The 23,483-nt window shown below is 62.4% G+C and carries 26 protein-coding genes; 11 read left to right on the forward strand and 15 right to left on the reverse strand.

The features are described 5' to 3' along the window. Window positions 1-24 precede the first annotated feature (24 nt). From ACNFCH_RS04050 to fdxA, 10 genes are all read left to right on the forward strand, one after another. Entirely contained in the window at window positions 25-519 is a 495-nt protein-coding gene (locus tag ACNFCH_RS04050) for a hypothetical protein (protein ID WP_416742310.1), read from the forward strand. Then, window positions 516-767, forward strand: coding sequence for a hypothetical protein (locus ACNFCH_RS04055; RefSeq protein ID WP_250033714.1), 252 nt, complete (start codon window positions 516-518; stop codon window positions 765-767). The genes ACNFCH_RS04050 and ACNFCH_RS04055 overlap by 4 nt, the downstream gene beginning before the upstream one ends. Beyond that, a complete protein-coding gene (locus ACNFCH_RS04060; protein WP_416742311.1) occupies window positions 764-1,072 on the forward strand; it encodes a hypothetical protein in 309 nt (102 codons plus the stop codon). The genes ACNFCH_RS04055 and ACNFCH_RS04060 overlap by 4 nt, the downstream gene beginning before the upstream one ends. Beyond that, entirely contained in the window at window positions 1,069-1,455 is a 387-nt protein-coding gene (locus ACNFCH_RS04065) for a phage protein NinX family protein (RefSeq protein WP_416742312.1), read from the forward strand. Before ACNFCH_RS04060 ends, ACNFCH_RS04065 begins: the two co-directional genes overlap by 4 nt. Further along, the gene (locus ACNFCH_RS04070) at window positions 1,452-1,937 is read left to right on the forward strand and encodes a class I SAM-dependent methyltransferase (RefSeq protein ID WP_416742313.1); all 486 of its coding nucleotides are present in this window, start codon (window positions 1,452-1,454) and stop codon (window positions 1,935-1,937) included. Before ACNFCH_RS04065 ends, ACNFCH_RS04070 begins: the two co-directional genes overlap by 4 nt. A 56-nt stretch (window positions 1,938-1,993) precedes the next feature. Continuing rightward, window positions 1,994-2,416, forward strand: coding sequence for a hypothetical protein (locus ACNFCH_RS04075; RefSeq protein WP_416742314.1), 423 nt, complete (start codon window positions 1,994-1,996; stop codon window positions 2,414-2,416). A 39-nt stretch (window positions 2,417-2,455) separates the two neighbouring features. Beyond that, entirely contained in the window at window positions 2,456-2,647 is a 192-nt protein-coding gene (locus tag ACNFCH_RS04080) for a DUF4224 domain-containing protein (protein ID WP_323115328.1), read from the forward strand. Window positions 2,648-2,662: 15 nt separating this feature from the next. Beyond that, entirely contained in the window at window positions 2,663-3,640 is a 978-nt protein-coding gene (locus tag ACNFCH_RS04085; RefSeq protein WP_416742315.1) for a tyrosine-type recombinase/integrase, read from the forward strand. 50 nt (window positions 3,641-3,690) lie between these two features. Next, complete coding sequence (mutS, locus tag ACNFCH_RS04090; RefSeq protein ID WP_337158172.1) at window positions 3,691-6,261, forward strand: DNA mismatch repair protein MutS; 2,571 nt, start codon at window positions 3,691-3,693, stop codon at window positions 6,259-6,261. Between the two features lie 140 nt (window positions 6,262-6,401). Further along, window positions 6,402-6,725 (forward strand): ferredoxin FdxA, encoded by a 324-nt coding sequence (gene fdxA, locus ACNFCH_RS04095; RefSeq protein WP_016392282.1) that lies wholly within the window; start codon window positions 6,402-6,404, stop codon window positions 6,723-6,725. Window positions 6,726-7,352: 627 nt separating this feature from the next. Here the strand turns inward: fdxA and rpoS are convergent. From rpoS to ACNFCH_RS04135, 8 genes are all read right to left on the reverse strand, one after another. After that, complete coding sequence (gene rpoS / locus ACNFCH_RS04100; RefSeq protein WP_043208809.1) at window positions 7,353-8,360, reverse strand: RNA polymerase sigma factor RpoS; 1,008 nt, start codon at window positions 8,358-8,360, stop codon at window positions 7,353-7,355. 109 nt (window positions 8,361-8,469) lie between these two features. Continuing rightward, window positions 8,470-9,330: a peptidoglycan DD-metalloendopeptidase family protein gene (locus tag ACNFCH_RS04105; protein WP_196167580.1), complete on the reverse strand. Its 861-nt coding sequence runs from the start codon at window positions 9,328-9,330 to the stop codon at window positions 8,470-8,472. 186 nt (window positions 9,331-9,516) lie between these two features. After that, entirely contained in the window at window positions 9,517-10,155 is a 639-nt protein-coding gene (locus ACNFCH_RS04110) for a protein-L-isoaspartate(D-aspartate) O-methyltransferase (RefSeq protein ID WP_196162926.1), read from the reverse strand. A gap of 38 nt (window positions 10,156-10,193) precedes the next feature. After that, entirely contained in the window at window positions 10,194-10,943 is a 750-nt protein-coding gene (gene surE / locus ACNFCH_RS04115) for a 5'/3'-nucleotidase SurE (protein WP_070094105.1), read from the reverse strand. Beyond that, window positions 10,931-11,989: a tRNA pseudouridine(13) synthase TruD gene (gene truD / locus ACNFCH_RS04120; RefSeq protein ID WP_416742316.1), complete on the reverse strand. Its 1,059-nt coding sequence runs from the start codon at window positions 11,987-11,989 to the stop codon at window positions 10,931-10,933. The genes surE and truD overlap by 13 nt, the downstream gene beginning before the upstream one ends. Next, window positions 11,986-12,459, reverse strand: a complete 474-nt coding sequence (ispF, locus tag ACNFCH_RS04125) for a 2-C-methyl-D-erythritol 2,4-cyclodiphosphate synthase (RefSeq protein ID WP_337158175.1) — start codon at window positions 12,457-12,459, stop codon at window positions 11,986-11,988. The genes truD and ispF overlap by 4 nt, the downstream gene beginning before the upstream one ends. A gap of 125 nt (window positions 12,460-12,584) precedes the next feature. Next, entirely contained in the window at window positions 12,585-13,439 is an 855-nt protein-coding gene (fghA, locus tag ACNFCH_RS04130) for an S-formylglutathione hydrolase (protein ID WP_337158176.1), read from the reverse strand. An 8-nt stretch (window positions 13,440-13,447) separates the two neighbouring features. Further along, complete coding sequence (locus ACNFCH_RS04135; protein WP_196162759.1) at window positions 13,448-14,560, reverse strand: S-(hydroxymethyl)glutathione dehydrogenase/class III alcohol dehydrogenase; 1,113 nt, start codon at window positions 14,558-14,560, stop codon at window positions 13,448-13,450. Between the two features lie 108 nt (window positions 14,561-14,668). On the opposite strand from ACNFCH_RS04135, the gene ACNFCH_RS04140 reads away from it, so the two are divergent. Then, window positions 14,669-15,565, forward strand: coding sequence for a LysR substrate-binding domain-containing protein (locus tag ACNFCH_RS04140; protein ID WP_416742317.1), 897 nt, complete (start codon window positions 14,669-14,671; stop codon window positions 15,563-15,565). 112 nt (window positions 15,566-15,677) lie between these two features. Here the strand turns inward: ACNFCH_RS04140 and ispD are convergent, their stop codons facing one another. The 7 genes from ispD to ACNFCH_RS04175 form a co-directional block, all read right to left on the reverse strand. Then, window positions 15,678-16,385 carry a 2-C-methyl-D-erythritol 4-phosphate cytidylyltransferase gene (gene ispD, locus ACNFCH_RS04145; protein WP_416742318.1) on the reverse strand — a complete coding sequence of 236 codons (708 nt, stop codon included), beginning with the start codon at window positions 16,383-16,385 and terminating at the stop codon, window positions 15,678-15,680. Beyond that, window positions 16,382-16,663, reverse strand: a complete 282-nt coding sequence (gene ftsB / locus ACNFCH_RS04150) for a cell division protein FtsB (RefSeq protein WP_043208829.1) — start codon at window positions 16,661-16,663, stop codon at window positions 16,382-16,384. The genes ispD and ftsB overlap by 4 nt, the downstream gene beginning before the upstream one ends. Before the next feature lie 157 nt (window positions 16,664-16,820). Next, window positions 16,821-18,110, reverse strand: a complete 1,290-nt coding sequence (gene eno, locus ACNFCH_RS04155) for a phosphopyruvate hydratase (RefSeq protein WP_416742319.1) — start codon at window positions 18,108-18,110, stop codon at window positions 16,821-16,823. Window positions 18,111-18,259: 149 nt separating this feature from the next. Next, window positions 18,260-19,105: a 3-deoxy-8-phosphooctulonate synthase gene (gene kdsA, locus ACNFCH_RS04160; RefSeq protein WP_196162762.1), complete on the reverse strand. Its 846-nt coding sequence runs from the start codon at window positions 19,103-19,105 to the stop codon at window positions 18,260-18,262. Between the two features lie 3 nt (window positions 19,106-19,108). After that, window positions 19,109-20,737, reverse strand: a complete 1,629-nt coding sequence (locus tag ACNFCH_RS04165) for a CTP synthase (protein WP_337158179.1) — start codon at window positions 20,735-20,737, stop codon at window positions 19,109-19,111. A 269-nt stretch (window positions 20,738-21,006) separates the two neighbouring features. Beyond that, on the reverse strand, window positions 21,007-22,302 hold the full coding sequence (tilS, locus tag ACNFCH_RS04170; RefSeq protein ID WP_337158180.1) for a tRNA lysidine(34) synthetase TilS: 1,296 nt from the start codon (window positions 22,300-22,302) through the stop codon (window positions 21,007-21,009). 153 nt (window positions 22,303-22,455) lie between these two features. Then, entirely contained in the window at window positions 22,456-23,403 is a 948-nt protein-coding gene (locus tag ACNFCH_RS04175; RefSeq protein ID WP_070094117.1) for an acetyl-CoA carboxylase carboxyltransferase subunit alpha, read from the reverse strand. Between the last annotated feature and the right edge of the window lie 80 nt (window positions 23,404-23,483).

Raw genomic sequence — 23,483 nt, forward strand, 5'->3', positions numbered from 1 at the left:
CGATATGGCGGCCAAGGAATCATCGTGCCCGAAGAAAAGATCTCCTTCGTCAATGGCAAGCCAGCGCAGTGCGGGTGCCGAATCGAGTACAGCTGCGGTGGCGGCGAGTACAGCGACGTGCACTACGTGACCCTTTGCTCCGCGCACAAGACGAAGCCGTTTGGCCCTGTAGAGGTCAAACGCGACAAGGAAGGCTGGTGGCGCCATCCAGGCATCCCGGATTTTGGCGGAACTGAAGACCCCGGCCCATTCAAAGCCTGGGCAGCCGAGCAGGGCCTTGAGCTGAAGACGAGCGACATGGATGGTGACCTGCTTCGCCACCCCTACTGGGACGGCGAAGCCCACTGCAACGGCTGGGATCCTCAGTCGCCTGGACCGGAGTGGTTCCTGATGGGCATCTTCGACACAGAAGACGGCCCGCATGTGCAGTGGGCACGCCGCAAGGATCAATGCGGGGCATGCGGGGGCTGCAACAACGGCTGCCAGCTTGACAAGGACAGCCCGGCGGTGCAGCCATGACCCGCCTCGCCCTCTGCCTCCTGCTGCTTGCCACCGGCGCCAGCGCAACCGAGAACGTCATCGACGTGCAGCACGACAGCCAGCGCGGCGTCACCTGCTACCTGCTCAATGGGGTCGGCATCAGCTGCATCCCCGACAGCCAGCTGCAGGCCGGCAACCAGCGCCAGCTCTCCCCGCACGAAACACAACCCGAACCTACACCCGCTATGGCGCCTGGGCGCTGGATTGATGAGAGGTATCAGCTGTGAGCAAGTATCGCAAAGGTCAGCTTTACACCCGTCGCATGCGCCCGTCCGACGACAGCGACAGTTGGCGCCTGGCAATGCGCCTGGCGTTCTACACAACGATGCTGCGCAGTGGCGATTACAAGAGTGCATACGTGCTCTGCCGCCATGGTGTGAAAGGGGTGATGGAAGTTGGTCGGAGTCGTAAGGACCTGACCTCCACCCTATTCATGTCCGGTTGCCGCAACTTCAAGGATATCCAGCGCAAGAGCAAGTTCTGCAACATCGAGCGCACCAAAGCGGCCAAGGCAAAGCAGGTGGCGCAATGACCGACCTGATCGAAGTGAAGACGGCAGACCTGCAGGGCTGGCAGTTGGCCTGGGCGGTAGCCGTTGCCGAAGAACTGGATCCCTACCTGGTTGGCCCGCATTACGGAAACCCGTGGCGCGTTTTTCGGATTCAGCACGGTGAAGCGCTCAAGTGGGAGCGACTGTACAACCCGCACGAGGACTGGGCGCTGGCCGGGCCGCTGATCGACAAGCATCACCCAACCTTCAGCTTTTCGGATGGGCTGATTCGTGCAGAGGTGATCGTAGCCTCAGGCGAGCCATTTTCGGCAATCGGGCCTGACTACCTTGTCGCCGCATGTCGTGCCATCGTCGCCGCCAAGCTTGGCGATACCGTCCAGGTGCCGAAGGAGCTGATGCCGTGACCGCCGCCGCAAAAGTGCTCGACCCTTGCAGCGCCAGCCGCATGATGTGGTTCGACAAACAGGACCAGCGGGCACTGTTCGGTGACATCCGCGACGAGGAACACCTGCTCTGCGATGGCAGGGTGTTGAAGGTTGAGCCCGACGTGCTGATGGACTTCCGTAGCCTGCCCTTCGAGGCCTCAACCTTCCGCCTGGTAGTGTTCGATCCACCCCACCTCACCCGCGCCGGCGTAGATAGCTGGATGCGCGCCAAGTACGGAGTGCTCACCAGCGACTGGCGAGAGGACATCCGACAAGGCTTTGCTGAGTGTTTCCGCGTGCTGGAACCCGAAGGAATCCTGATCTTCAAGTGGAACGAAACCCAGGTGCTGGTCAGCGAGCTGCTGGCCCTGACCGATGAGAAACCCCTGTTTGGCCACAAGTCCGGCAAGCGCGAAAAAACGCACTGGATCACCTTCATGAAGCGCCCAGCTTCAGCCTAACCCCTCCCACAACTACTCAAGCCCGCCGACATGCGCGGGCATGGAGAGCTATTGCCATGACGAAAGAAGAGCTGGCCGCCCAACTGAACGGCCTTGAGTATCCCGTCCGCATCCCTGGTGCACTGATCGTCGCCGCGCAGAGCTCCGGCTTGGTGATCCTCTGCGGCGCCAGCGACGACCTGATGGAATTCTACGGCGCCCGCCGTGAGGAGATCGGCTGCTACGACGGGGGCTATGCCTACGTCGACCAGGACGGCCCGCTTCCCGACCCAGATTGCCTCGACGATCGCGACAGCGATGGGGCCATGAAGTATTACCAGCGCAAGGCAAATGCCATGCCTATCGAAGCCCTGTGGTGCAAGGAGGATGGCTACTCCTGGACCTACAAGACCGACATTCCGCACGCGACCTTCGAAGTCGTAGAGGACGAAGCGCCCTACTGCCGCGGGATCGTGTTCGCCCTGGCTGATCTGGCCTGACCACCAACCTGCCGCCACCGGCGGCGTGGAGAAGAAACCATGTTCATGACACCGGATGAGGTAGCCGACATGACTGGCTACCTCCGCCCGAAGGACCAGGTCCGCTGGCTGCGGGATGAGAAATTTGGATTCGTGATTGGCGCCGACGGCAAGCCGAAGGTGTTGAGACAGGTCGTGCTCGCCCGTTTAGGCGGCATGGCCGAGAAGAAAGGGCCGGAACTCCGGTTTTGACAGAAGGGACGACCGATGAGGCCGCGAAAGAAGGACAGGCATCTACCGCCGTGCATGTACATGAAGCACGGAGCGTACTACCTGGTCAGGAAGGGAAAGTGGGAGCGTCTGGATAGCGACTATCAAGGCGCCCTTCTGGCCTATGCAAAACTCATGGGCGGGAAGGGCCAGGGCGGCATGCCCAAGTTGATCGATGACGCCCTCGACTCGATGCGGGGCCGACTGGCTGAAAACACCATCAAGCAATATGAGGCGGCGGCGGAGCGGCTCAAGAAGAACTTGGCAGAGTTCGAGCCGCGCCAGGTGCTACCGAGGCATGTTGCTGCACTCAAGCTACACATGTCGGATACGCCGAACATGGCAAACCGGGTTATCTCCTTCCTGCGCATGGTGTTCGCCTACGCCCTGGAGCAGCAGATCGTCGACTCGAACCCATGCACCGGCATCAAGCGACACGCCGAGAAGAAGCGGGATCGGTACATCACCGATGAAGAGTTCTCGGCCATTTGCGGCGCTGCATCGCCCTACATCCGCTCCATCCTAGAGATGTGCTATCTCACCGGTCAGCGGATCGGCGACGTGCTGGCCATCAAGCTGGCGGATATCAGCGACAAGGGTATCGCCTTCGACCAGCAGAAGACCGGAGCGAAGCTCATTGTAGGAATGACACCGGACCTGGAGGCGTTGATTGCCAGGGCGAAGGCGCTGCCCAGGAAGGTTCGCGGCCTGACGCTTTTCTGCACCCGCGGTGGCGGGAAGCCTGTCTCCTACGAAACCGTGAAACAGGCGTTCAAGAAAGCTTGCGAACAAGCCAATGTCTCCGGCGCCACCATTCATGACCTGCGAGCCAAGTCGCTGACTGACACCGATAAGCAGGGTAACGACGCCCAAAAGCTCGGCGGACACGCCGATGCCAGGATGACCAAGCGCTACCTTCGCCTGCGCGAAATTGACGTAGCACAGCCTCCAGCAATGCCGAAAAAAAGCCTGTAGTATTAGACGTTTCGCAATTGTCTAATAGACGCATCGCTTCAAGGCCTTGAATGTCCAGTCTTTCCGATCATACCCCGATGATGCAGCAGTACTGGAAGCTGAAAAACCAGCACCCAGACCAGCTGATGTTCTACCGCATGGGCGATTTCTACGAGATCTTCTACGAAGACGCGAAGAAAGCCGCCAAACTGCTTGATATCACCCTGACCGCCCGTGGCCAGTCCGCCGGCCAGTCGATCCCCATGTGCGGGATCCCCTTCCACTCGCTGGAAGGCTACCTGGCCAAGCTGGTCAAGTTGGGCGAGTCGGTGGTGATCTGCGAGCAGATCGGCGATCCGGCCACCAGCAAGGGCCCGGTGGAACGCCAGGTGGTGCGGATCATCACCCCTGGCACGGTCAGCGATGAAGCGCTGCTCGACGAGCGCCGCGACAATCTCATCGCTGCCCTGCTCGGTGACGAGCGCCTGTTCGGCCTGGCCGTACTGGACATCACCAGCGGCAACTTCACCGTGCAGGAGATCAAAGGCTGGGAAAACCTCTTGGCCGAGCTCGAACGCATCAACCCGGTCGAGCTGTTGATCCCCGACGACTGGCCCCAGGGCCTGCCAGCCGAGAAACGCCCAGGCTGCCGCCGCCGCGCGCCCTGGGACTTCGACCGAGACTCGGCGCGCAAGAGCCTGTGCCAGCAGTTCGCGACCCAGGACCTCAAGGGCTTTGGCTGCGACAAGCTGACCCTGGCCATCGGCGCCGCCGGCTGCCTGCTGACCTACGCCAAGGAAACCCAGCGCACCACCCTGCCTCACCTGCGCAGCCTGCGCCATGAGCGCATGGATGACACCGTGATCCTCGATGGCGCCAGCCGGCGCAACCTGGAGCTGGACATCAACCTGGCCGGTGGTCGCGACAACACCCTGCAATCGGTCATCGACCGTTGCCAGACCGCCATGGCCAGCCGCCTGCTGACCCGCTGGCTGAACCGCCCGTTGCGCGACCTCAAGGTACTCAAGGCCCGCCAGGACTCGATCCGCTGCCTGCTGGACAGCTACCGCTTCGAGAAGCTGCAACCGCAGCTCAAGGAAATCGGCGATATCGAGCGGATCCTCGCGCGTATCGGCCTGCGCAACGCCCGTCCGCGAGACCTCGCGCGCCTGCGCGATGCCCTCAGCGCCCTGCCCGAGCTGCAGAACGCCATGGCCGAGCTCGAAGCACCGCACCTTGCACGCCTGGCCGCCATCACCGGCACCTATCCGGAGCTGGCCAGCTTGCTGGAGCGCGCGATTCTGGACAATCCGCCAGCGGTCATCCGCGACGGCGGTGTACTCAAGACCGGCTACGACGCTGAGCTGGACGAACTGCTGGCCATGAGCGAGAACGCCGGCCAGTTCCTGATCGATCTGGAAGCCCGCGAAAAGGCCCGCACAGGCCTGGCCAACCTCAAGGTCGGCTACAACCGGGTGCACGGCTATTTCATCGAGCTGCCGACCAAGCAAGCCGAACAGGCGCCAGCCGACTACATCCGGCGCCAGACCCTCAAGGGCGCCGAGCGCTTCATCACCCCCGAGCTCAAGGCCTTCGAGGACAAGGCGCTGTCGGCCAAGAGCCGCGCCCTGGCCCGGGAAAAGATGCTCTATGACGCCTTGCTCGAGACCCTGATCGGCCACCTGGCACCGTTGCAGGACAGCGCCGCGGCCCTGGCCGAACTGGACGTGCTGAGCAACCTGGCCGAACGGGCCCTGAACCTGGACCTGAACTGCCCAAGCTTTGTCGACGAGCCTTGCCTGCGCATCGATCAAGGTCGCCACCCGGTCGTCGAGCAGGTGCTGACCACGCCGTTCGTGGCCAACGACCTGGCGCTGGACAACAGCACGCGCATGCTGATCATCACCGGCCCGAACATGGGTGGTAAATCCACCTATATGCGCCAGACCGCCTTGATCGTACTGATGGCGCACATCGGCAGCTTCGTGCCGGCGGCGCGCTGCGAACTGTCGCTGGTAGACCGCATCTTCACCCGTATTGGCTCGAGCGACGATTTGGCCGGTGGCCGCTCGACGTTCATGGTCGAGATGAGCGAAACCGCGAACATCCTGCACAACGCCACCGACCGCAGCCTGGTGCTGATGGACGAAGTGGGCCGTGGCACCAGCACCTTCGATGGCTTGTCCCTGGCCTGGGCCGCGGCCGAACGTCTGGCCCACTTACGCGCCTACACCCTGTTCGCCACGCACTACTTCGAGCTGACCGTGCTGCCGGAGAGCGAGCCGCTGGTGGCCAACGTGCACCTGAACGCCACCGAGCACAACGAGCGGATCGTCTTCCTGCACCACGTCCTGCCGGGCCCTGCCAGCCAGAGCTATGGCCTGGCCGTGGCGCAACTGGCTGGCGTGCCCTCGCCGGTGATCCAGCGAGCCCGCGAACACCTGGGCCGTCTGGAGACCACCAGCTTGCCCCATGAACAGCCGATCCAGGCTGCCAAGGGCGAGCCGCAGGTGCCGCACCAGAGCGATCTGTTCGCCAGCCTGCCACATCCAGCCATCGAGAAGCTGGGCAAGCTGGACCTGGACAACATGACGCCACGCCAAGCTATCGAAACGCTATATCAACTGAAAAACCTGTTATAACGGCGTCCATTACAAACTGGTAGAATCCGCCGCGGTTTGCTGGTGCTGCAGGTTATTAGCCTGGCCTGCAGCCAATGCCTGTAAACCGCGCGGCCCTGATGAGGAAGGGCCGCCGCCGTCGCCTGAGGAGAAAATTAGAAATGACCTTCGTCGTCACCGACAACTGCATCAAATGCAAGTACACCGACTGCGTGGAAGTCTGTCCGGTGGACTGCTTCTACGAAGGCCCGAACTTCCTGGTCATCCACCCGGACGAGTGCATCGACTGCGCCCTGTGCGAACCGGAATGCCCAGCCCAAGCCATTTTCTCGGAAGACGAAGTGCCTGCCGGCATGGAGAACTTCATCGAGCTCAACGCCGAACTGGCGGAGATCTGGCCGAACATCACCGAGCGTAAGGATGCCCTGCCTGACGCTGAAGAGTGGGATGGCAAGCCTGGCAAGATTGCAGATCTGGAACGCTGATAGCGTCTGGATACGAAAAGGCCCCAATTGGGGCCTTTTTCATTTGTGTGTATTCACTCGAAAGTACGCCCGTTTTTGTAGGGGCTGGCGAACTGGCGATGGGGCTGCAACGCAGCCTCAAGGGCCGAGATGACTTCATTCGAAGCCAAGCGGGGAATCGATCGGTTCGTGGGCGCTTCCACAAACCCGAGGGGTGGCCCCTGCCACTAAATTCAAGGCAAAAAAAGGGGCGGTTTGACCCGCCCACATTTTTTCCGTAGTCCCTGCTTGTCCTAAACATCATCCTGATGAATCGCATCTTGCGATGTCCTTGACCTTCATCCTTGAAGGCTGTGTCAGTCCGTCGACACAGTTCGAATACTAGCCATTCCTGCCTGGTGAGCAAGGGCTAAACCTCTCAAAACGCTACAGCCGACACATCTTTTAATATCAAAAAAGCCGTTATATTTCAGTTGTTTACCTAAATAGATCGCTTAGAAACGACAATGATTTACTGATCCTTACGGGGAAGTCTTACACCATGAGTAAGCGATCTCTTACACGCAAAGCAACGTAGGTAGCAAAGTAAACAATCCTTGCAGATACAAAAACGCCCCGAGATCGGGGCGTTGGGCGTTGCACTCGCGTTTACTGGAACAGCGACTCGCTCGAGAGACCGTTCTTTTCGAGGATCTCGCGCAGACGCTTGAGCCCCTCGACCTGGATCTGCCGCACTCGCTCCCGGGTCAGGCCGATTTCCAGCCCTACATCCTCAAGGGTACTGCTCTCGTGGCCACGCAGGCCGAATCGACGCACCACCACCTCACGCTGCTTGTCGGTCAGCTCGCCCAGCCATTGATCGATGCTCTGGGAGAGGTCGTCATCTTGCAGCAGCTCGCATGGGTCCGTCGGGCGATCGTCCGTCAGGGTATCGAGCAGGGTCTTATCGGAGTCCGGGCCGAGCGAAACGTCCACCGAAGAGACACGCTCGTTGAGCCCAAGCATGCGCTTGACCTCGGCTACCGGTTTTTCCAGCAGCCCGGCGATTTCCTCCGGGGATGGCTCATGGTCGAGCTTCTGGGTCAGCTCCCGCGCGGCACGCAGGTAGACGTTGAGTTCCTTGACCACGTGGATCGGCAGGCGGATGGTGCGGGTCTGGTTCATGATCGCCCGCTCGATCGTCTGGCGAATCCACCAGGTCGCATAGGTCGAGAATCGGAAACCACGCTCCGGGTCGAACTTCTCCACCGCGCGGATCAGGCCGAGGTTGCCCTCTTCGATCAGGTCGAGCAGCGACAGGCCACGATTGACGTAGCGACGCGCGATCTTGACCACCAGGCGCAGGTTGCTCTCGATCATGCGCTTACGGCCAGCCGGATCGCCTTTTTGCGACAGGCGTGCGTAGTGCACTTCCTCTTCGGGGGAGAGCAGTGGAGAGAAGCCGATTTCGTTGAGATACAGCTGGGTGGCGTCGAGCGCCCGGCTGTAATCGATGTACTTGTGCTGTTTGAGCGATGAGCCTTGTTTGGCCTTGGTCCGAACCGAAGGTACAGCAGGTTCGTCTGACACCACATCCGTTTCCAAAACGATGCCCGTCTCCATCAACAGGAGGTCATCGTCGATGTCAAACTCCGGCACTTCTTTGCTGAGAGCCATTGTTATAGTCCTTTGCTGAGTTCGAACTCAGACTCGAGCGGCACCTGTTTCCCTGGCAGCGCTGGAGCCTGTCCCCTCTACGTCAGCAGGAACAGGCCGGGTGCAAAGATCAACGACGTGGCAAGAACTGGAGCGGATCGACGGGTTTACCCTGGCGGCGAATCTCGAAATGCAGCTTCACCCGATCAGTGCCCGTGGACCCCATTTCAGCGATCGTCTGCCCTGCCTTGACCTGCTGCCCCTCCCGAACCAAAAGCCTGCGGTTATGACCGTAGGCACTGACGTAGGTATCGTTGTGCTTGATGATGATCAGCTCGCCGTAGCCCCTCAAGCCACTCCCGGCGTACACCACTGAACCACCAGACGCAGCAAAAACAGGCTGTCCCAAATCACCGGCGATATCAATGCCTTTATTCAAACTACCGTTTGAAGCGAATTTTCCAATCAGCACACCGTTGGCAGGCCAGGTCCAGCCCCCCACGGAACGCTCGGCGGCGGGCACCTGCGTGACCACTGGGGCGGTGGTCGTTGCGGGTGGTGTGACCGGTTTGCTGCTGTTGCTGGCAGGCGGCGTGGAGGTGCTTCCCACTGGGCGGCGGATGACCGTGGTCTTGCTCGAGGAGGATGGGCTGGACACCACCGTGGTGCTGCCACCGCTGCCGCTGCTGAAGCGGATCGGCTGGCCGGGGCGAATGGTATAGGGCGCCGGAATGCCGTTGCGCGCGGCCAGCTCCTTGTAGTCCCAGCCGTAGCGGAAGGCGATGGAGTACAGGGTGTCGCCAGGCTTGACCACATACTGCCCGGAGGTGACGGTCGGGCGCTTGGGTACCGTGTTATTGCGATCTACCACACGGGCGCCACTCGAACCGGTGCTGGAGCAGCCCGCCAGCGATGTCGCCATGGCCAGCGCAATCACCAGAAGCTTGAAAACCGACCGATCCTTGCGTTGCCGCATGATTGTGTGACCCACCCGCGCTCCCCTCATGGTGCCGAAAAACGATATGACGATACGAAATGCAATATTGTTGCAATTATAAACGAGACAGACCGGCTTGGGTGGCTGGCTCAGGCGCCGCGAAAAGCGCGACGAAACCCCGCACGATAGACAGGTTCGCGGCACAAGAATTCGTCGACGACGCAAATATTCAGCGCACCCTCACGCCACCGGGCCATTGAGCAATGGCACGAAACGCACGGCGCCCAGTACGCGGCGGGAGAACCCATGCTCCTCGCGCACGATCAACATCAACTGCTGGGACTCCCCGGCAGCGCCCACCGGGATCACCATGCGCCCGCCCGGTGCCAGCTGGTCCAGCAAGGCCTGGGGAACTTCCGGTGCCACGGCGGTCACGATGATGCCATTGTAGGGCGCCAGCGCAGGCCATCCCTCGCAGCCATCGCCCCAGCGAAACACCACGTTGCGCAGATTGAGCTCGACCAGACGCTCCTTGGCCCGATCCTGCAGAACCTTGATCCGCTCCACCGAAAACACCCGTTCCACCAACTGCGCCAGAATGGCGGTCTGGTAGCCCGAACCCGTACCGATCTCCAGGACCTTGTCCAACGGCCCCGCCTCCAGCAACAGCTCGCTCATGTGCGCCACCATGAACGGCTGAGAGATGGTCTGGTTGTGCCCGATCGGCAGCGCGGTGTCCTCATAGGCCCGGTGCGCCAGTGCCTCATCGACGAACAGATGGCGCGGGGTACGACGGATGACATCGAGCACCTGGGTGTTCGAGACGCCTTCTTCATACAGACGCTGGATCAATCGCTCCCGCGTACGCTGGGAGGTCATGCCGATACCTCGGCGCAGCAGATCGTCCTGTTCGCGCATCAGAGCAGTCCCTCCAGCCAGCCGTCGAGACGCTCGAAGGCTTCGTTGAAGGTGCGGTCCAGTTGCAGCGGGGTGATCGACACATACCCCTGCATCACCGCGTGGAAGTCGGTCCCAGGCCCGCCGTCCTCGGCGTCACCGGCCACGGCGATCCAGTAGCCTTCCTTGCCGCGCGGGTTGACCACCTTGGTCGGCGCCGCCGCCCGTGCCCGATGGCCGAGACGGGTGAGCTGGATGCCACGAATGTGTTCCAGGGGCAGGTTGGGGATGTTCACATTGAGCACGGTGCGAGGAGGCAGCTCCAGACGCGACTGCGCCTCCACCAGACGGCGGGCGATATAGGCCGCCGTCGGCAGGTTGTCCGGCAGGCGCGACAACAGCGAGAACGCCAGCGACGTACCGCCCAGGAAGCGCCCCTCCAATGCCGCGGCGACCGTGCCGGAATAGAGCACGTCGTCCCCCAGGTTGGCCCCCAGGTTGATACCGGACACGACCATCTCGGGCGTCTCGGGCAGCAACCCATTGAGCCCCAGGTGTACGCAGTCGGTCGGCGTGCCGTTGAGGCTGATGAAGCCGTTGGCCAGGGTCTGCGGATGCAGCGGTCGGTCCAGCGTCAGCGAACTGCTCGCACCGCTCTTGTCTTGATCCGGGGCAATCACCACGCACTCGGCATAGTCCACCAACGCAGCATGCAGCGCGGCAAGGCCGGGTGCGGTAACACCGTCGTCATTCGAAATCAGAATACGCATGGGCTGTCCGTCTGCCCTGCCGGCACCAGATCGACGAGCTCGCGCACCACTACGGTGGCGAAGCATCCGGCCGGAAGGACGAATTCCAGTTGCAGGATATCAGGCTCGGGATAATGCCACGTCAGCCCGCCAATAGGGAGCCGCAGGATGCGTCGTTCGTGACTCATGCCTGCCTGTGCCAACCACTGGCACAGCGCCAGATGCTGATCGCCGATGGCTGTCTCCAGCATAGACGTCTCGCCGCTGGCCGGTGAGGCGCCTTCGCCCCAGAGCGGTCCGGTGGGGTGCAGGTCGAGGATCGCCAGCCGTGGATCGGCACACTCCTGCTCGCCCGCTGCAAAGAAACTGCGGCTGTCGGTGAAGGCCAGCAAGTCGCCGACCTGCGCGGCGTTCCAGCTACGATCGGCGACACGCGCAGCCAGCACCTGGTTGAACACGTAGCTGCGCGCGGCGGACAACAGCCGCGAGCGGATATTACGCTGCTCTGGCAGGGCCTTGCGCTCGGCCCACTGACGGGCGTCATGCACGTTGCCGCCGTCATGGCCAAAGCGCTGGCTACCGAAATAGTTGGGCACCCCGTGCTGCTTGAGGTGCTCCAGACGTGCGTCGAGCGCCTGGTGATCGGCCGCAAGGGCCGTGAGGCGCAAGGTGAAGCCATTGGCCGAATGAGCGCCGCGCTGAAGCTTGCGCTGGTGACGCACCTGCTTGAGCACCCGCAGGCTGGCATCCTCGGCACGGGACAGGTCCGGGTCGGCCTTGCCCGGCAGGTGCAGGCTGAACCACTGGCGGGTCAGGGCCTGTCGGTCCTTGAGCCCGGCATAGCTGATCGAGCGCACCGGCACGCCGGCGGCGCGCGCCAGTCGACGGGCGGCTTCTTCGGTGTTCAGGTCACGTTTTTCGACCCACAGCCAGAGGTGCTCGCCCTGACCGGAGAGGGGAATATCCAGTACTTCATCGACCTGGAAGTCTTCGGCCACCGCCTTGAGCACGGCGTGCCCCAGCGACTCGCCCGAGGCACGCGGGCCCAGCAGATCCAGTTCGGTCATGCGGGCAGCAACAGGGCCACCGCATGCACGGCGATGCCCTCCTCACGGCCGGTGAAGCCCAGCTTCTCGGTGGTGGTGGCCTTGACGTTGACCTGATCGAGTTCGACCTGCAGGTCTTCGGCGATCAACTGGCGCATGGTCTGGATATGCGGTGCCATCTTGGGTGCCTGGGCAATGATGGTGGTGTCGACGTTGCCGACCTTCCAGCCCTTGGCCTGGACGATGCCGACCACATGGCGCAGCAGCACGCGGCTGTCAGCCCCTTTGAACTGAGGGTCGGTATCGGGGAAATGCTTGCCGATGTCGCCCAACGCCGCAGCGCCAAGCAAGGCATCGCTCAGCGCGTGCAGCAGCACATCGCCGTCGGAATGGGCCAGCAGGCCGTATTTGTGGGGGATACGCACCCCACCCAGGGTAATGAAATCACCGTCGCAGAAACGGTGCACATCGTAGCCGTGGCCAATACGCATAAGAAAAAGCCCTGAATGAGTCAGGGCTGGATTCTACCTGCTTTGCTGGATATTGGGGCTGCTTTGCAACCCCTTTCCCCACAGTGCCCTAAGCCGCGAAAGGGCCGCAAAGCGGCCCCCCCGGTTCAGACCCTGCCCAACGCCACCGCGTGATGACGCAGGTGTTCATCGATGAAGCTGGCGATGAAGTAATAGCTGTGGTCGTAGCCAGGCTGTAGACGTAGGGTCAGCTCATGCCCCCCCTTGCGCGCAGCTTGCTCCAGCGCCTGCGGCTTGAGCTGCTTCTCGAGAAAGTCATCCCGGTCACCCTGGTCGACCAGCAGCGGCGGACATTGCCCGGCGGCTGTCTCGGCCAGCAGCACGCTGGCATCCCATTCGCGCCAGCGCGCCCGGTCGTCCCCCAGGTAACGGGAGAAGGCTTTCTCGCCCCACGGGCAATCCATCGGATTGCTGATTGGCGAAAATGCCGACACCGAACGGTAGCGCCCGGGGTTGCGCAAAGCGCACACCAGGGCCCCATGGCCACCCATGGAGTGACCGCTGATGCTGCGAAGGCCAGAAGCCGGGAAATGCGCCTCGACCAAGGCGGGCAGCTCCTGCACCACATAGTCGTGCATGCGGTAATGCTGAGCCCAGGGCTGCTGGGTGGCGTTGAGGTAGAAGCCTGCGCCCAGGCCAAAGTCCCAGGCGCCATCCGGGTCTCCCGGCACCTGCTCGCCCCGCGGGCTGGTGTCGGGCGCGACGATGATCAGGCCAAGCTCTGCGGCCAGGCGCTGGGCGCCGGCCTTCTGCATGAAGTTCTCGTCCGTGCAAGTCAGACCGCTGAGCCAGTACAGCACCGGCAGCTTCTCGCCCTGCTCGGCCTGCGGCGGCAGGTACACGGCGAACACCATGTCGCAGCCCAGCACCTTGGAGTGGTGGCGGTAGCGCTTGTGCCAGCCGCCGAAGCTCTTCTGGCAGGAGATGTTTTCCAGGCTCATGACAGACCTCAGAAGTGGATGACGCTACGGATGCTCTTGCCTTCATGCATCAGGTCGAAGGCTTTGTTGATGTCCTCCAGGCCCATGGTGTGGGTGATGAAGGTATCCAGCGGGATTTCGCCTTTCTGCGACATTTCCACGTAGCTCGGCAGCTCGCTGCGACCACGCACGCCGCCGAATGCCGAACCACGCCAGACGCGGCCGGTCACCAGCTGGAACGGACGGGTGGAAATTTCCTGGCCGGCACCGGCCACGCCGATGATCACCGACTCGCCCCAGCCCTTGTGGCAGCACTCCAGCGCGGCACGCATCAGTTGCACATTGCCGATACATTCGAAGGAGAAGTCCACACCACCGTCGGTGAGATCGACGATCACTTCCTGGATAGGGCGGTCGTAGTCTTTCGGGTTGACGCAGTCGGTGGCGCCCAGTTGACGAGCGATCTCGAATTTGGCCGGGTTGATGTCGATGGCGATGATGCGCGAGGCTTTGGCCTTCACCGCGCCGATCACTGCCGACAGGCCGATGCCGCCCAGCCCGAAGATGGCCACGGTGTCGCCAGCCTTGACCTTGGCGGTGTTGAGCACGGCGCCGATACCGGTGGTGACGCCGCAACCGAGCAGGCAGACCTTCTCCAGCGGCGCATCCTTGGCGATCTTGGCCACGGAGATTTCCGGCAACACGGTGTACTCGGAGAAGGTCGAGGTGCCCATGTAGTGGAACAGTTGCTGGCCTTTGTAGGAGAAACGGGTGGTGCCGTCAGGCATCAGGCCCTTGCCTTGGGTGGCGCGAATGGCCTGGCACAGGTTGGTCTTGCCCGAGCGGCAGAATTTGCACTGTCCGCATTCGGGGGTGTACAGCGGGATCACATGGTCGCCGACGGCGACCGATGTAACGCCCTCGCCCACTGCTTCGACGATCGCACCGCCCTCGTGACCGAGAATCGACGGGAAGATGCCTTCCGGGTCAGCGCCCGACAGGGTGTAGGCATCGGTGTGGCAGACACCGCTGGCCACCACACGCAGGAGCACTTCGCCGGCCTTGGGCATGGCCACGTCGACTTCGACGATTTCCAGGGGTTTCTTGGCCTCGAAGGCAACAGCGGCGCGGGACTTGATCATCAACGGGACTCCAGACAAGGGATGGTTGCTGCGTGCCAGTGTAATTCAGGCGCTTTTGATGAATAATCCGACTGAAGTAAAAACATTATTGCCATACAGGGATAATCAATGAGCAGTCGCTGGGAAGGCATCGATGAATTCGTCGCGGTGGCCGAGTCAGGTCAGTTCACCGCCGCCGCCGAACGCCTGGGTGTTTCGTCCTCGCACATCAGCCGGCAGATCGCCCGCCTGGAAGAGCGCCTGCAAACACGGCTTCTGTACCGCAGTACCCGGCGGGTGACCTTGAGCGAGGCCGGCCAGACCTTCCTGCAACACTGCCAGCGCTTGCAGGACGGGCGCGAAGAAGCCCTGCGCGCCATGGGCGATCTGGCCAGCGAACCCAAAGGCCTGTTGCGCATGACCTGTGCGGTGGCTTACGGCGAACGCTTCATCGTGCCCCTGGTGACGCGCTTCATGGCCCTGTATCCGCAATTGCGCGTCGAAGTGGAACTGAGCAACCGCACATTGGACCTGGTGCATGAAGGGATGGACCTGGCCATACGCCTCGGGCGCTTGCAGGACTCACGCCTTGTGGCCACCCGCCTCGCCCCACGGCGCATGTACCTGTGCGCCTCCCCTGCCTACCTGGAGCGCTATGGACGGCCCCACAGTCTGTCGGAACTGGCGCGGCACAACTGCCTGATCGGCAGCTCCGACCTTTGGGTGTTGCAACAGGATGGGCGGGAGTTGAGCCAGCGGGTGCAAGGCAACTGGCGCTGCAACAGCGGGCAGGCGGTGCTGGATGCGGCGTTGCTGGGCATGGGGTTGTGCCAGTTGCCGGATTACTACGTGCTCGAGCACCTCAACAGCGGTGCGCTGGTGTCGTTGCTCGAAGCGCATCAGCCACCGAACACGGCGGTGTGGGCGCTGTACCCTCAGCAACGGCACTTGTCACCGAAAGTACGGCGGCTGGTGGATTATTTAAGGGAAGGGCTGGCGGGGCTGCCCGAGTATCGGCAAGGCTGAGAGATTCGGGCGACCTCTTCGCGGGTAACCCCCACAGGGATTGCGCAAGGCTTGAGCGCAGCGTCGTGGGAGCCGGTTTACCCGCGAAGAATCCGACGCAGGCGTCAAGCCTTCAGCGCCGCGTCGCCCAACGCTGGCGCAACCATTCCAGGTCTTCCGGGCGGGTGACCTTGATGTTGTCGCTGCGCCCTTCGATCAAGCGTGGTGCCTGCCCGGACCATTCGATGGCCGAGGCCTCGTCCGTGACCACCACATCGGAGACCAGGCACTCGGCCAGGGCCCGGTGCAAGGCGCCCAGACGGAACATCTGCGGTGTGTAGGCCTGCCAGATAGTGCTGCGATCCACCGTGACACTGACCCGCCCACTGGCATCGGCACGCTTGAGCGTGTCACGCGCGGGCACTGCCAGCAAACCACCAACAGGGTCATCGGCCAACTCCGAAAGCAGTCGGTCCAGGTCACTGCGCGCGAGGTTCGGCCGCGCCGCGTCATGCACCAGCACCCAGTCGTTGTCAGCCGCACCTTGGGCATGCAGCAGCAGCAATGCATTGAGCACCGAGTCAGCCCGCTCGCGACCACCGGCCGCCCGTTGGATGCGCGGGTCGCTGGCACAGCGCAGGCCGGGCCAATAGGGGTCATCAGGGGCAATGCTGACCACCACACCCTTGAGCGCGGGGTGGTCGAGAAAACAGTCGAGGCTATGCTCGAGAAGGGTCTGCCCGCCCAGCTGCAAGTACTGCTTGGGGCGATCGGCAGCCATGCGGGCACCAATGCCCGCAGCGGGAATCACGGCCCAGAAAGCCGGTAGCGTCTGCGTCATTTCTGCGGCAACTGGTAGAGGGTTTCGCCCTCCTTGACCATCCCCAACTCGTGACGAGCCCGCTCTTCCACGGTCTCCATACCTTTTTTCAACTCCAGAACTTCAGCATCCAGCACGCGATTGCGCTCGAGCAGCCGCTCGTTCTCCGCATGCTGTTCGGCGATCTGCTGCTTGAGCTCGGCCACTTGCGCCAGGCTGCCGTTACCCACCCAAAGGCGGTACTGCAGGCCGCCGAGCAGCAGGAGCAGGACGAGGAACAACCAATAGGGACTGCGCATCAAGATATCCAGAGGTAAAAGGCCGCCGCAGCGAGCTTCCGATAGCACGAAGCCTGGCCGAGGCCAGGCTTCGTCGACAGAAACCCGTAAGAGGCGTCTGACGGTTCAGTACGAACGTTCAGACGGCCTCGGCTGCTGCCTTTTTACCATCTCTTGCTCAGCCGCGAAACTCGGCGCGACCGCGGTACACGGCTTTGGCGCCCAGTTGCTCTTCGATACGCAGCAGCTGGTTGTACTTCGAGACGCGGTCGGAACGGCACAGCGAACCGGTCTTGATCTGACCAGCTGCGGTACCCACGGCCAGGTCGGCGATGGTGGAGTCCTCGGTTTCACCCGAACGGTGGGAGATCACCGCGGTGTAGCCGGCGGCCTTGGCCATTTGGATGGCTTCCAGGGTTTCGGTCAGCGAGCCGATCTGGTTGAACTTGATCAGGATCGAGTTACCGATGCCCTTCTCGATGCCTTCCTTGAGGATCTTGGTGTTGGTCACGAACAGGTCGTCGCCAACCAGCTGCACCTTGGCGCCGATCTTGTCGGTGAGGATCTTCCAGCCAGCCCAGTCGGACTCGTCCAGGCCGTCTTCGATCGAGATGATCGGGAAGCGCTCGGTCAGGCCCTTGAGGTAGTCGGCAAAGCCTTCGGCGTCGAACGACTTGCCTTCGCCGGACAGGTTGTACTTGCCGTCTTCATAGAACTCGGAAGCCGCGCAGTCCAGGGCCAGGGTCACGTCGGTGCCCAGCGTGTAGCCGGCCTTCTCGACAGCCTCGGCGATAGCGCCCAGGGCGTCTTCGTTGGAGGCCAGGTTAGGCGCGAAGCCACCTTCGTCACCCACGGCGGTGTTCAGGCCACGGGCCTTGAGCACGGATTTGAGGTGATGGAAGATTTCGGTACCCATACGCAGGGCATCGGAGAAGGTCTTGGCGCCAACCGGCTGAACCATGAACTCCTGGATGTCGACGTTGTTGTCAGCGTGCTCGCCGCCGTTGATGATGTTCATCATCGGAACCGGCATGGAGTACTGGCCTGGGGTGCCATTGAGGTTGGCGATGTGTGCGTACAGCGGCAGGTCCTGGTCCTGGGCAGCGGCCTTGGCGGCAGCCAGGGAGACGGCCAGGATGGCGTTGGCGCCCAGCTTGGCCTTGTTCTCGGTACCGTCCAGTTCGATCATGGCGCGGTCCAGGGCCTTCTGGTCGGCCGGGTCCTTGCCCAGCAGCAGGTCGCGGATCGGGCCATTGATGTTGGCGACAGCCTTCAGCACGCCCTTGCCCAGGTAACGGCTCTTGTCGCCATCACGCAGCTCCAGCGCTTCACGCGAGCCGGTGGAAGCACCGGACGGCGCGCAGGCGCTGCCGATGATGCCGTTGTCGAGCAGAACATCGGCTTCCACGGTGGGGTTGCCACGCGAATCGAGAACTTCACGACCTTTGATGTCGACGATTTTTGCCATTGTTGTAAGCACTCCAGAATTGACGAAAACAACGCAGCTAAGGAAATCCGGGCGTTCGCCAGGCAGTTCGAGAACGGGCAGGCCTGGCGAAGGCGGCCCCTGACCGTTCGGTCAGGGGTGAGGGCGGTACTTTACCGGAGAAATGAGCTTTACGCGGTCTCTACCGTCGGAAAACTTTTCACCAGGTCGTCCAGTTGCTTGAGCTGGGCCAGGAACGGCTCCAGCTTGTCCAGGCGCAGGGCGCAAGGACCGTCGCACTTGGCGTTGTCCGGGTCCGGGTGGGCTTCCAGGAACAGCCCGGCCAGGCCTTGGCTCATGCCGGCCTTGGCCAGGTCGGTGACCTGGGCACGGCGACCACCGGCGGAATCGGAGCGACCGCCTGGCATCTGCAGGGCATGGGTCACATCGAAGAACACCGGGTACTCGAACTGCTTCATGATGCCGAAGCCGAGCATATCCACGACGAGGTTGTTGTAGCCGAAGCTCGAACCACGCTCGCAGAGGATCAACTGGTCGTTACCGGCTTCCTCGCACTTGGTCAGGATGTGTTTCATTTCCTGGGGTGCGAGGAACTGGGCCTTCTTGATGTTGATCACAGCGCCGGTCTTGGCCATCGCCACGACCAGATCGGTCTGGCGCGACAGGAAGGCCGGCAGCTGGATGATGTCACACACCTTGGCGACGGGCTCGGCCTGGTAGGGCTCGTGCACGTCGGTGATCACCGGCACCTTGAAGGTCTGCTTGATCTCTTCGAAGATCTTGAGCCCTTCTTCCATGCCTGGGCCACGGTAGGAGTTGATCGACGAGCGGTTCGCCTTGTCGAAGCTGGCCTTGAACACGTACGGGATACCGAGTTTCTCGGTGACCCGCACGTACTCTTCGCAGACCTTCAGGGCCAGGTCACGGGACTCCAGGACGTTCATGCCGCCGAACAGGACGAACGGCTTGTCGTTGGCGATCTCGATGTTACCGACGCGAATGATCTTCTGGGTCATGGATCAGGCCTTGTTCTTCTGAGCCAGGGCCGCCTTGACGAAACCACTGAACAGCGGGTGGCCGTCACGCGGGGTCGAGGTGAACTCGGGGTGGAACTGGCAGGCGACAAACCATGGGTGCTCCTTGGACTCGACCACTTCGACCAGTGCACCGTCTTCAGAACGACCGGAAACCACCAGGCCGGCTTCGACCAGCTGTGGCAGCAGGTTGTTGTTCACTTCGTAGCGGTGACGGTGGCGCTCGGTGATCACGTCCTTGCCGTAGCAGTCATGAACCTTGGAGCCGGCCGCCAGCTGGCAGTCCTGCGCACCCAGACGCATGGTGCCGCCCAGGTCGGAAGCCTCGGAGCGGGTCTCGACCGCACCGGTGGCGTCAGCCCACTCGGTGATCAGGCCCACGACCGGGTGGCCGCTGTTGCGATCGAACTCGGTGGAGTTGGCGTCTTTCCAGCCCATCACGTTACGTGCGAACTCGATGACCGCGACCTGCATGCCCAGGCAGATGCCCAGGTACGGCACCTTGTTTTCGCGGGCGTACTGGACAGCGGTGATCTTGCCTTCCACGCCACGCAGGCCGAAACCGCCCGGCACGAGGATGGCGTCGGCGCCTTCGAGCAGGCTGGTGCCTTGGTTCTCGATGTCCTCGGAGTCGATGTAGCGCAGGTTGACCTTGGTGCGATTCTTGATGCCGGCGTGGCTCATCGCCTCGATCAGCGACTTGTACGCATCCAGCAGTTCCATGTACTTGCCGACCATGGCGATGGTGACTTCGTGCTCAGGGTTGAGCTTGGCGTCGACCACCTGGTCCCACTCGGACAGGTCAGCGCTGTTGCACTGCAGACCGAAGCGCTCGACGACGAAGTCGTCCAGGCCCTGGGCGTGCAATACACCAGGGATCTTGTAGATGGTGTCGACGTCCTGCAGGGAAATCACCGCACGCTCTTCGACGTTGGTGAACAGGGCGATCTTGCGGCGCGACGAGGCGTCGACCGGGTGGTCGGAACGGCAGATCAGCACATCTGGCTGCAGGCCGATGGAGCGCAGTTCCTTGACCGAGTGCTGGGTCGGTTTGGTCTTGGTCTCGCCGGCAGTGGCGATGTACGGGACCAGGGTCAGGTGCATCAGCATGGCGCGCTTGGAGCCCACTTCGACGCGCAGTTGGCGGATCGCCTCGAGGAACGGCTGCGACTCGATGTCGCCGACGGTGCCGCCGATCTCGACCAGGGCCACGTCGGCATCGCCGGCGCCCTTGATGATGCGGCGCTTGATCTCATCGGTGATGTGCGGGATGACCTGGATGGTTGCGCCCAGGTAGTCACCACGGCGCTCTTTGCGCAGCACGTGCTCGTAGATACGGCCGGTGGTGAAGTTGTTGTTCTGGGTCATGGTCGTGCGGATGAACCGCTCGTAGTGGCCCAGGTCGAGGTCGGTCTCGGCGCCATCGTGGGTGACGAACACCTCACCATGCTGGAACGGGCTCATGGTGCCGGGGTCGACGTTGATGTACGGATCCAGCTTGAGCATGGTGACCTTGAGCCCCCGCGCCTCCAGGATGGCCGCCAAGGAAGCCGAGGCAATGCCTTTCCCCAATGAAGAAACAACACCGCCCGTGACGAATATGTAGCGCGTCATGAAAAACCCTAGAAGTCTGCGTTAAAGCGGTCAGCGCCGCCGGAGAAAGCGAAGGAAGGCCGAAGCCCCCGATCACCTGCGTCAATCACAGTGCATCTCGAACAACTGCCGCGTCTGTACAAACCAGGGGTATCCCCGGCATGGAGCTCGCTCGTCATTTTAAGAATCAGCCCAGCAAAAAACTGCTTGGTAATCGGCAACTGCTGTGTTTTCGAGGAACCCACAGAAGCTGTATCAAGAAGGGAGGGTAGTCTACCCGAATGTACCCTTCAGCTCAAACCTTGCACGCTCGTCGGCGGCCGCCAGTGCAACTGGATACCGCCCTGCCCTGCCAGCGGCAGGTTGGCCACCGCCAGCAGGCGCTCGCCCTGCCACAGCAGCGGTAGACGCGAGCGCACGAAATGCGGGACCTGCAGCTCATTGAGCAGGCGCTTGAGGTCACGACGGCCTCGTCCTGGCACCTCGAGCACCTCGCCGCCCATGCGGTAGCGCACCTGCACCTCACCTGGCGGACAATCACCCAGCACGGACACGCAACCATTACCCGGCAGCGCCAACGGCTCGCCTGGGTCCAACCAGTGCAGCACGCCTTCGACCGGCGTCAGCCATGGGCCACTCAACCACCAGATGCGTCCGTGACTGCGCTGTAGCATGCCATCGCCCAACTGCCATACAGGCTGCGCATCGATGGCTGCATCACGCAGGCTGTCCCAGCCGGCCCAATGACGGGCGTCGGGTAATCGGGTCCGACTGCTCAACCAATACTGCAGGGCATTTCGCTGACGCGCGGGCGACAACGCCTCAAGCGTGGCCAGGTCAAGAGAATCCAGCCCGAGCCAGGCAAACGGCGCCCCTTGGACGGCACTCGCTAAGTCATCTGCCGCCACCTCATCCAGCAGGCCCAGCGCCTCACCCAGATGCCCGGCACTGCGCGCCAGGTTGCCCGCGGCCTGGGGCCAACGCTGATTCAGCACAGGGAACACTTCGCCACGCAGGTAGTTTCGGGCATAGGTGGTATCGGCGTTGGAGGGATCCTCGATCCAGCGAAGCCCCTGGGCATTGGCCTGCGCGAGCAACTGCGCCCGACCGACCGTCAGCAATGGCCGGGCCAGCCACCCTTGCCCCAAAGTCCGCACGCTCGGCATGGCCGCCAACCCGCGCAAGCCGGCACCACGCAACAGGCGAAAGAGCAAGGTCTCGGCCTGGTCCTCCCGATGCTGCCCCGTGAACAGCACCTCCCCGGCCCCGAGCATCTGCGTGAACGCCGCGTAGCGGGCATCGCGGGCCGCCTGTTCCAAGCTTGCACCAGGCGAGACCTGAACATGGATGACCTGGAGTTCAAGACCCAGCCCATCGCAGATCGACTGGCAATGTTGCGGCCAATCATCCGCAGCCGCTTGCAGGCCATGGTGAATGTGCACAGCGCGCAATGGCGGGGTCTCATGACGACGAGCGTAATCGGCCAGCAGGTGCAGGAGGACGGTGGAGTCGAGGCCGCCGGAGAAGGCGACGTGCCAGGCGGGGGCATTGAGCCAGGGGGAAAGCTGGGGGGTGAGGTTGATCATCTGGACCTCACATGACGGAGGATCATCGGGGTGCTTCACGCCCCTTTCGCGGGTAAACACGCTCCCACAACGACGGCATTGCTCCTGATGGCAGCGCTGTACCTGGGGGAGCGGGTTTACCCGCGAATGGGCCGCGATGCGGCCCCGGATGGATCAGACGCCGTAGCTCATCAGGCGGTCGTAACGACGGGCCAGCAGCGCATCGCTGTCGAACTTGCCCAGCATCTCCAACTGCTCGACCAGGTCGGCACGGATGCTTTCGGACATCTTTGCAGGGTCACGGTGGGCGCCGCCCAGAGGCTCGCCGATGACTTTGTCGACGATGTTCAGGCTCTTCAGGCGCTCGGCGGTGATGCCCATGGCCTCGGCAGCATCGGCAGCCTTGTCGGCGGTCTTCCACAGGATCGAGGCGCAGCCTTCCGGCGAGATCACCGAGTAGGTGGAGTACTGCAGCATGTTCAGCTGGTCGCATACACCGATGGCCAGCGCACCACCGGAACCACCCTCACCGATGACGGTGGCGATGATCGGGGTTTTCAGGCGCGCCATCACACGCAGGTTCCAGGCGATGGCCTCGCTCTGGTTGCGCTCTTCGGCGTCGATCCCAGGGTAGGCACCCGGGGTGTCGATGAAGGTCAGGATCGGCATCTTGAAGCGCTCGGCCATTTCCATCAGGCGGCAGGCCTTGCGGTAGCCTTCCGGACGCGGCATGCCGAAGTTGCGACGGACTTTCTCGCGCACTTCACGGCCCTTCTGGTGACCGATGACCATCACAGGCTTGCCGTCCAGACGCGCGGTACCGCCGACGATCGCGGCGTCGTCAGCGAAGTGACGGTCGCCGTGCAGCTCTTCGAACTCGGTGAAGATGTGGTCGATGTAGTCCAGGGTGTAGGGACGACGAGGATGACGGGCCAGGCGGGCGATCTGCCAGCTGGTCAGGTTGCCGAAGATGCTTTCGGTCAGGGTATTGCTCTTGTCTTGCAGACGGGCAATTTCATCGCTGATGTTCAGCGAATTGTCGTTGCCCACCAGGCGCAGCCCTTCGATCTTGGCTTGCAGGTCGGCAATCGGCTGTTCGAAATCGAGGAAATTCGGGTTCATAGGCATCCGTCTTGGGTCTACGGCCAGGCGGCCGGCCGGTTGATCCGTTTGGCGCCCTACCTTAAGGGATCAGGCGCATT

The organism is Pseudomonas sp. NY15354, from assembly GCF_048068075.1.
Classification (GTDB): Bacteria; Pseudomonadota; Gammaproteobacteria; order Pseudomonadales; family Pseudomonadaceae; genus Aquipseudomonas; species Aquipseudomonas guariconensis_C.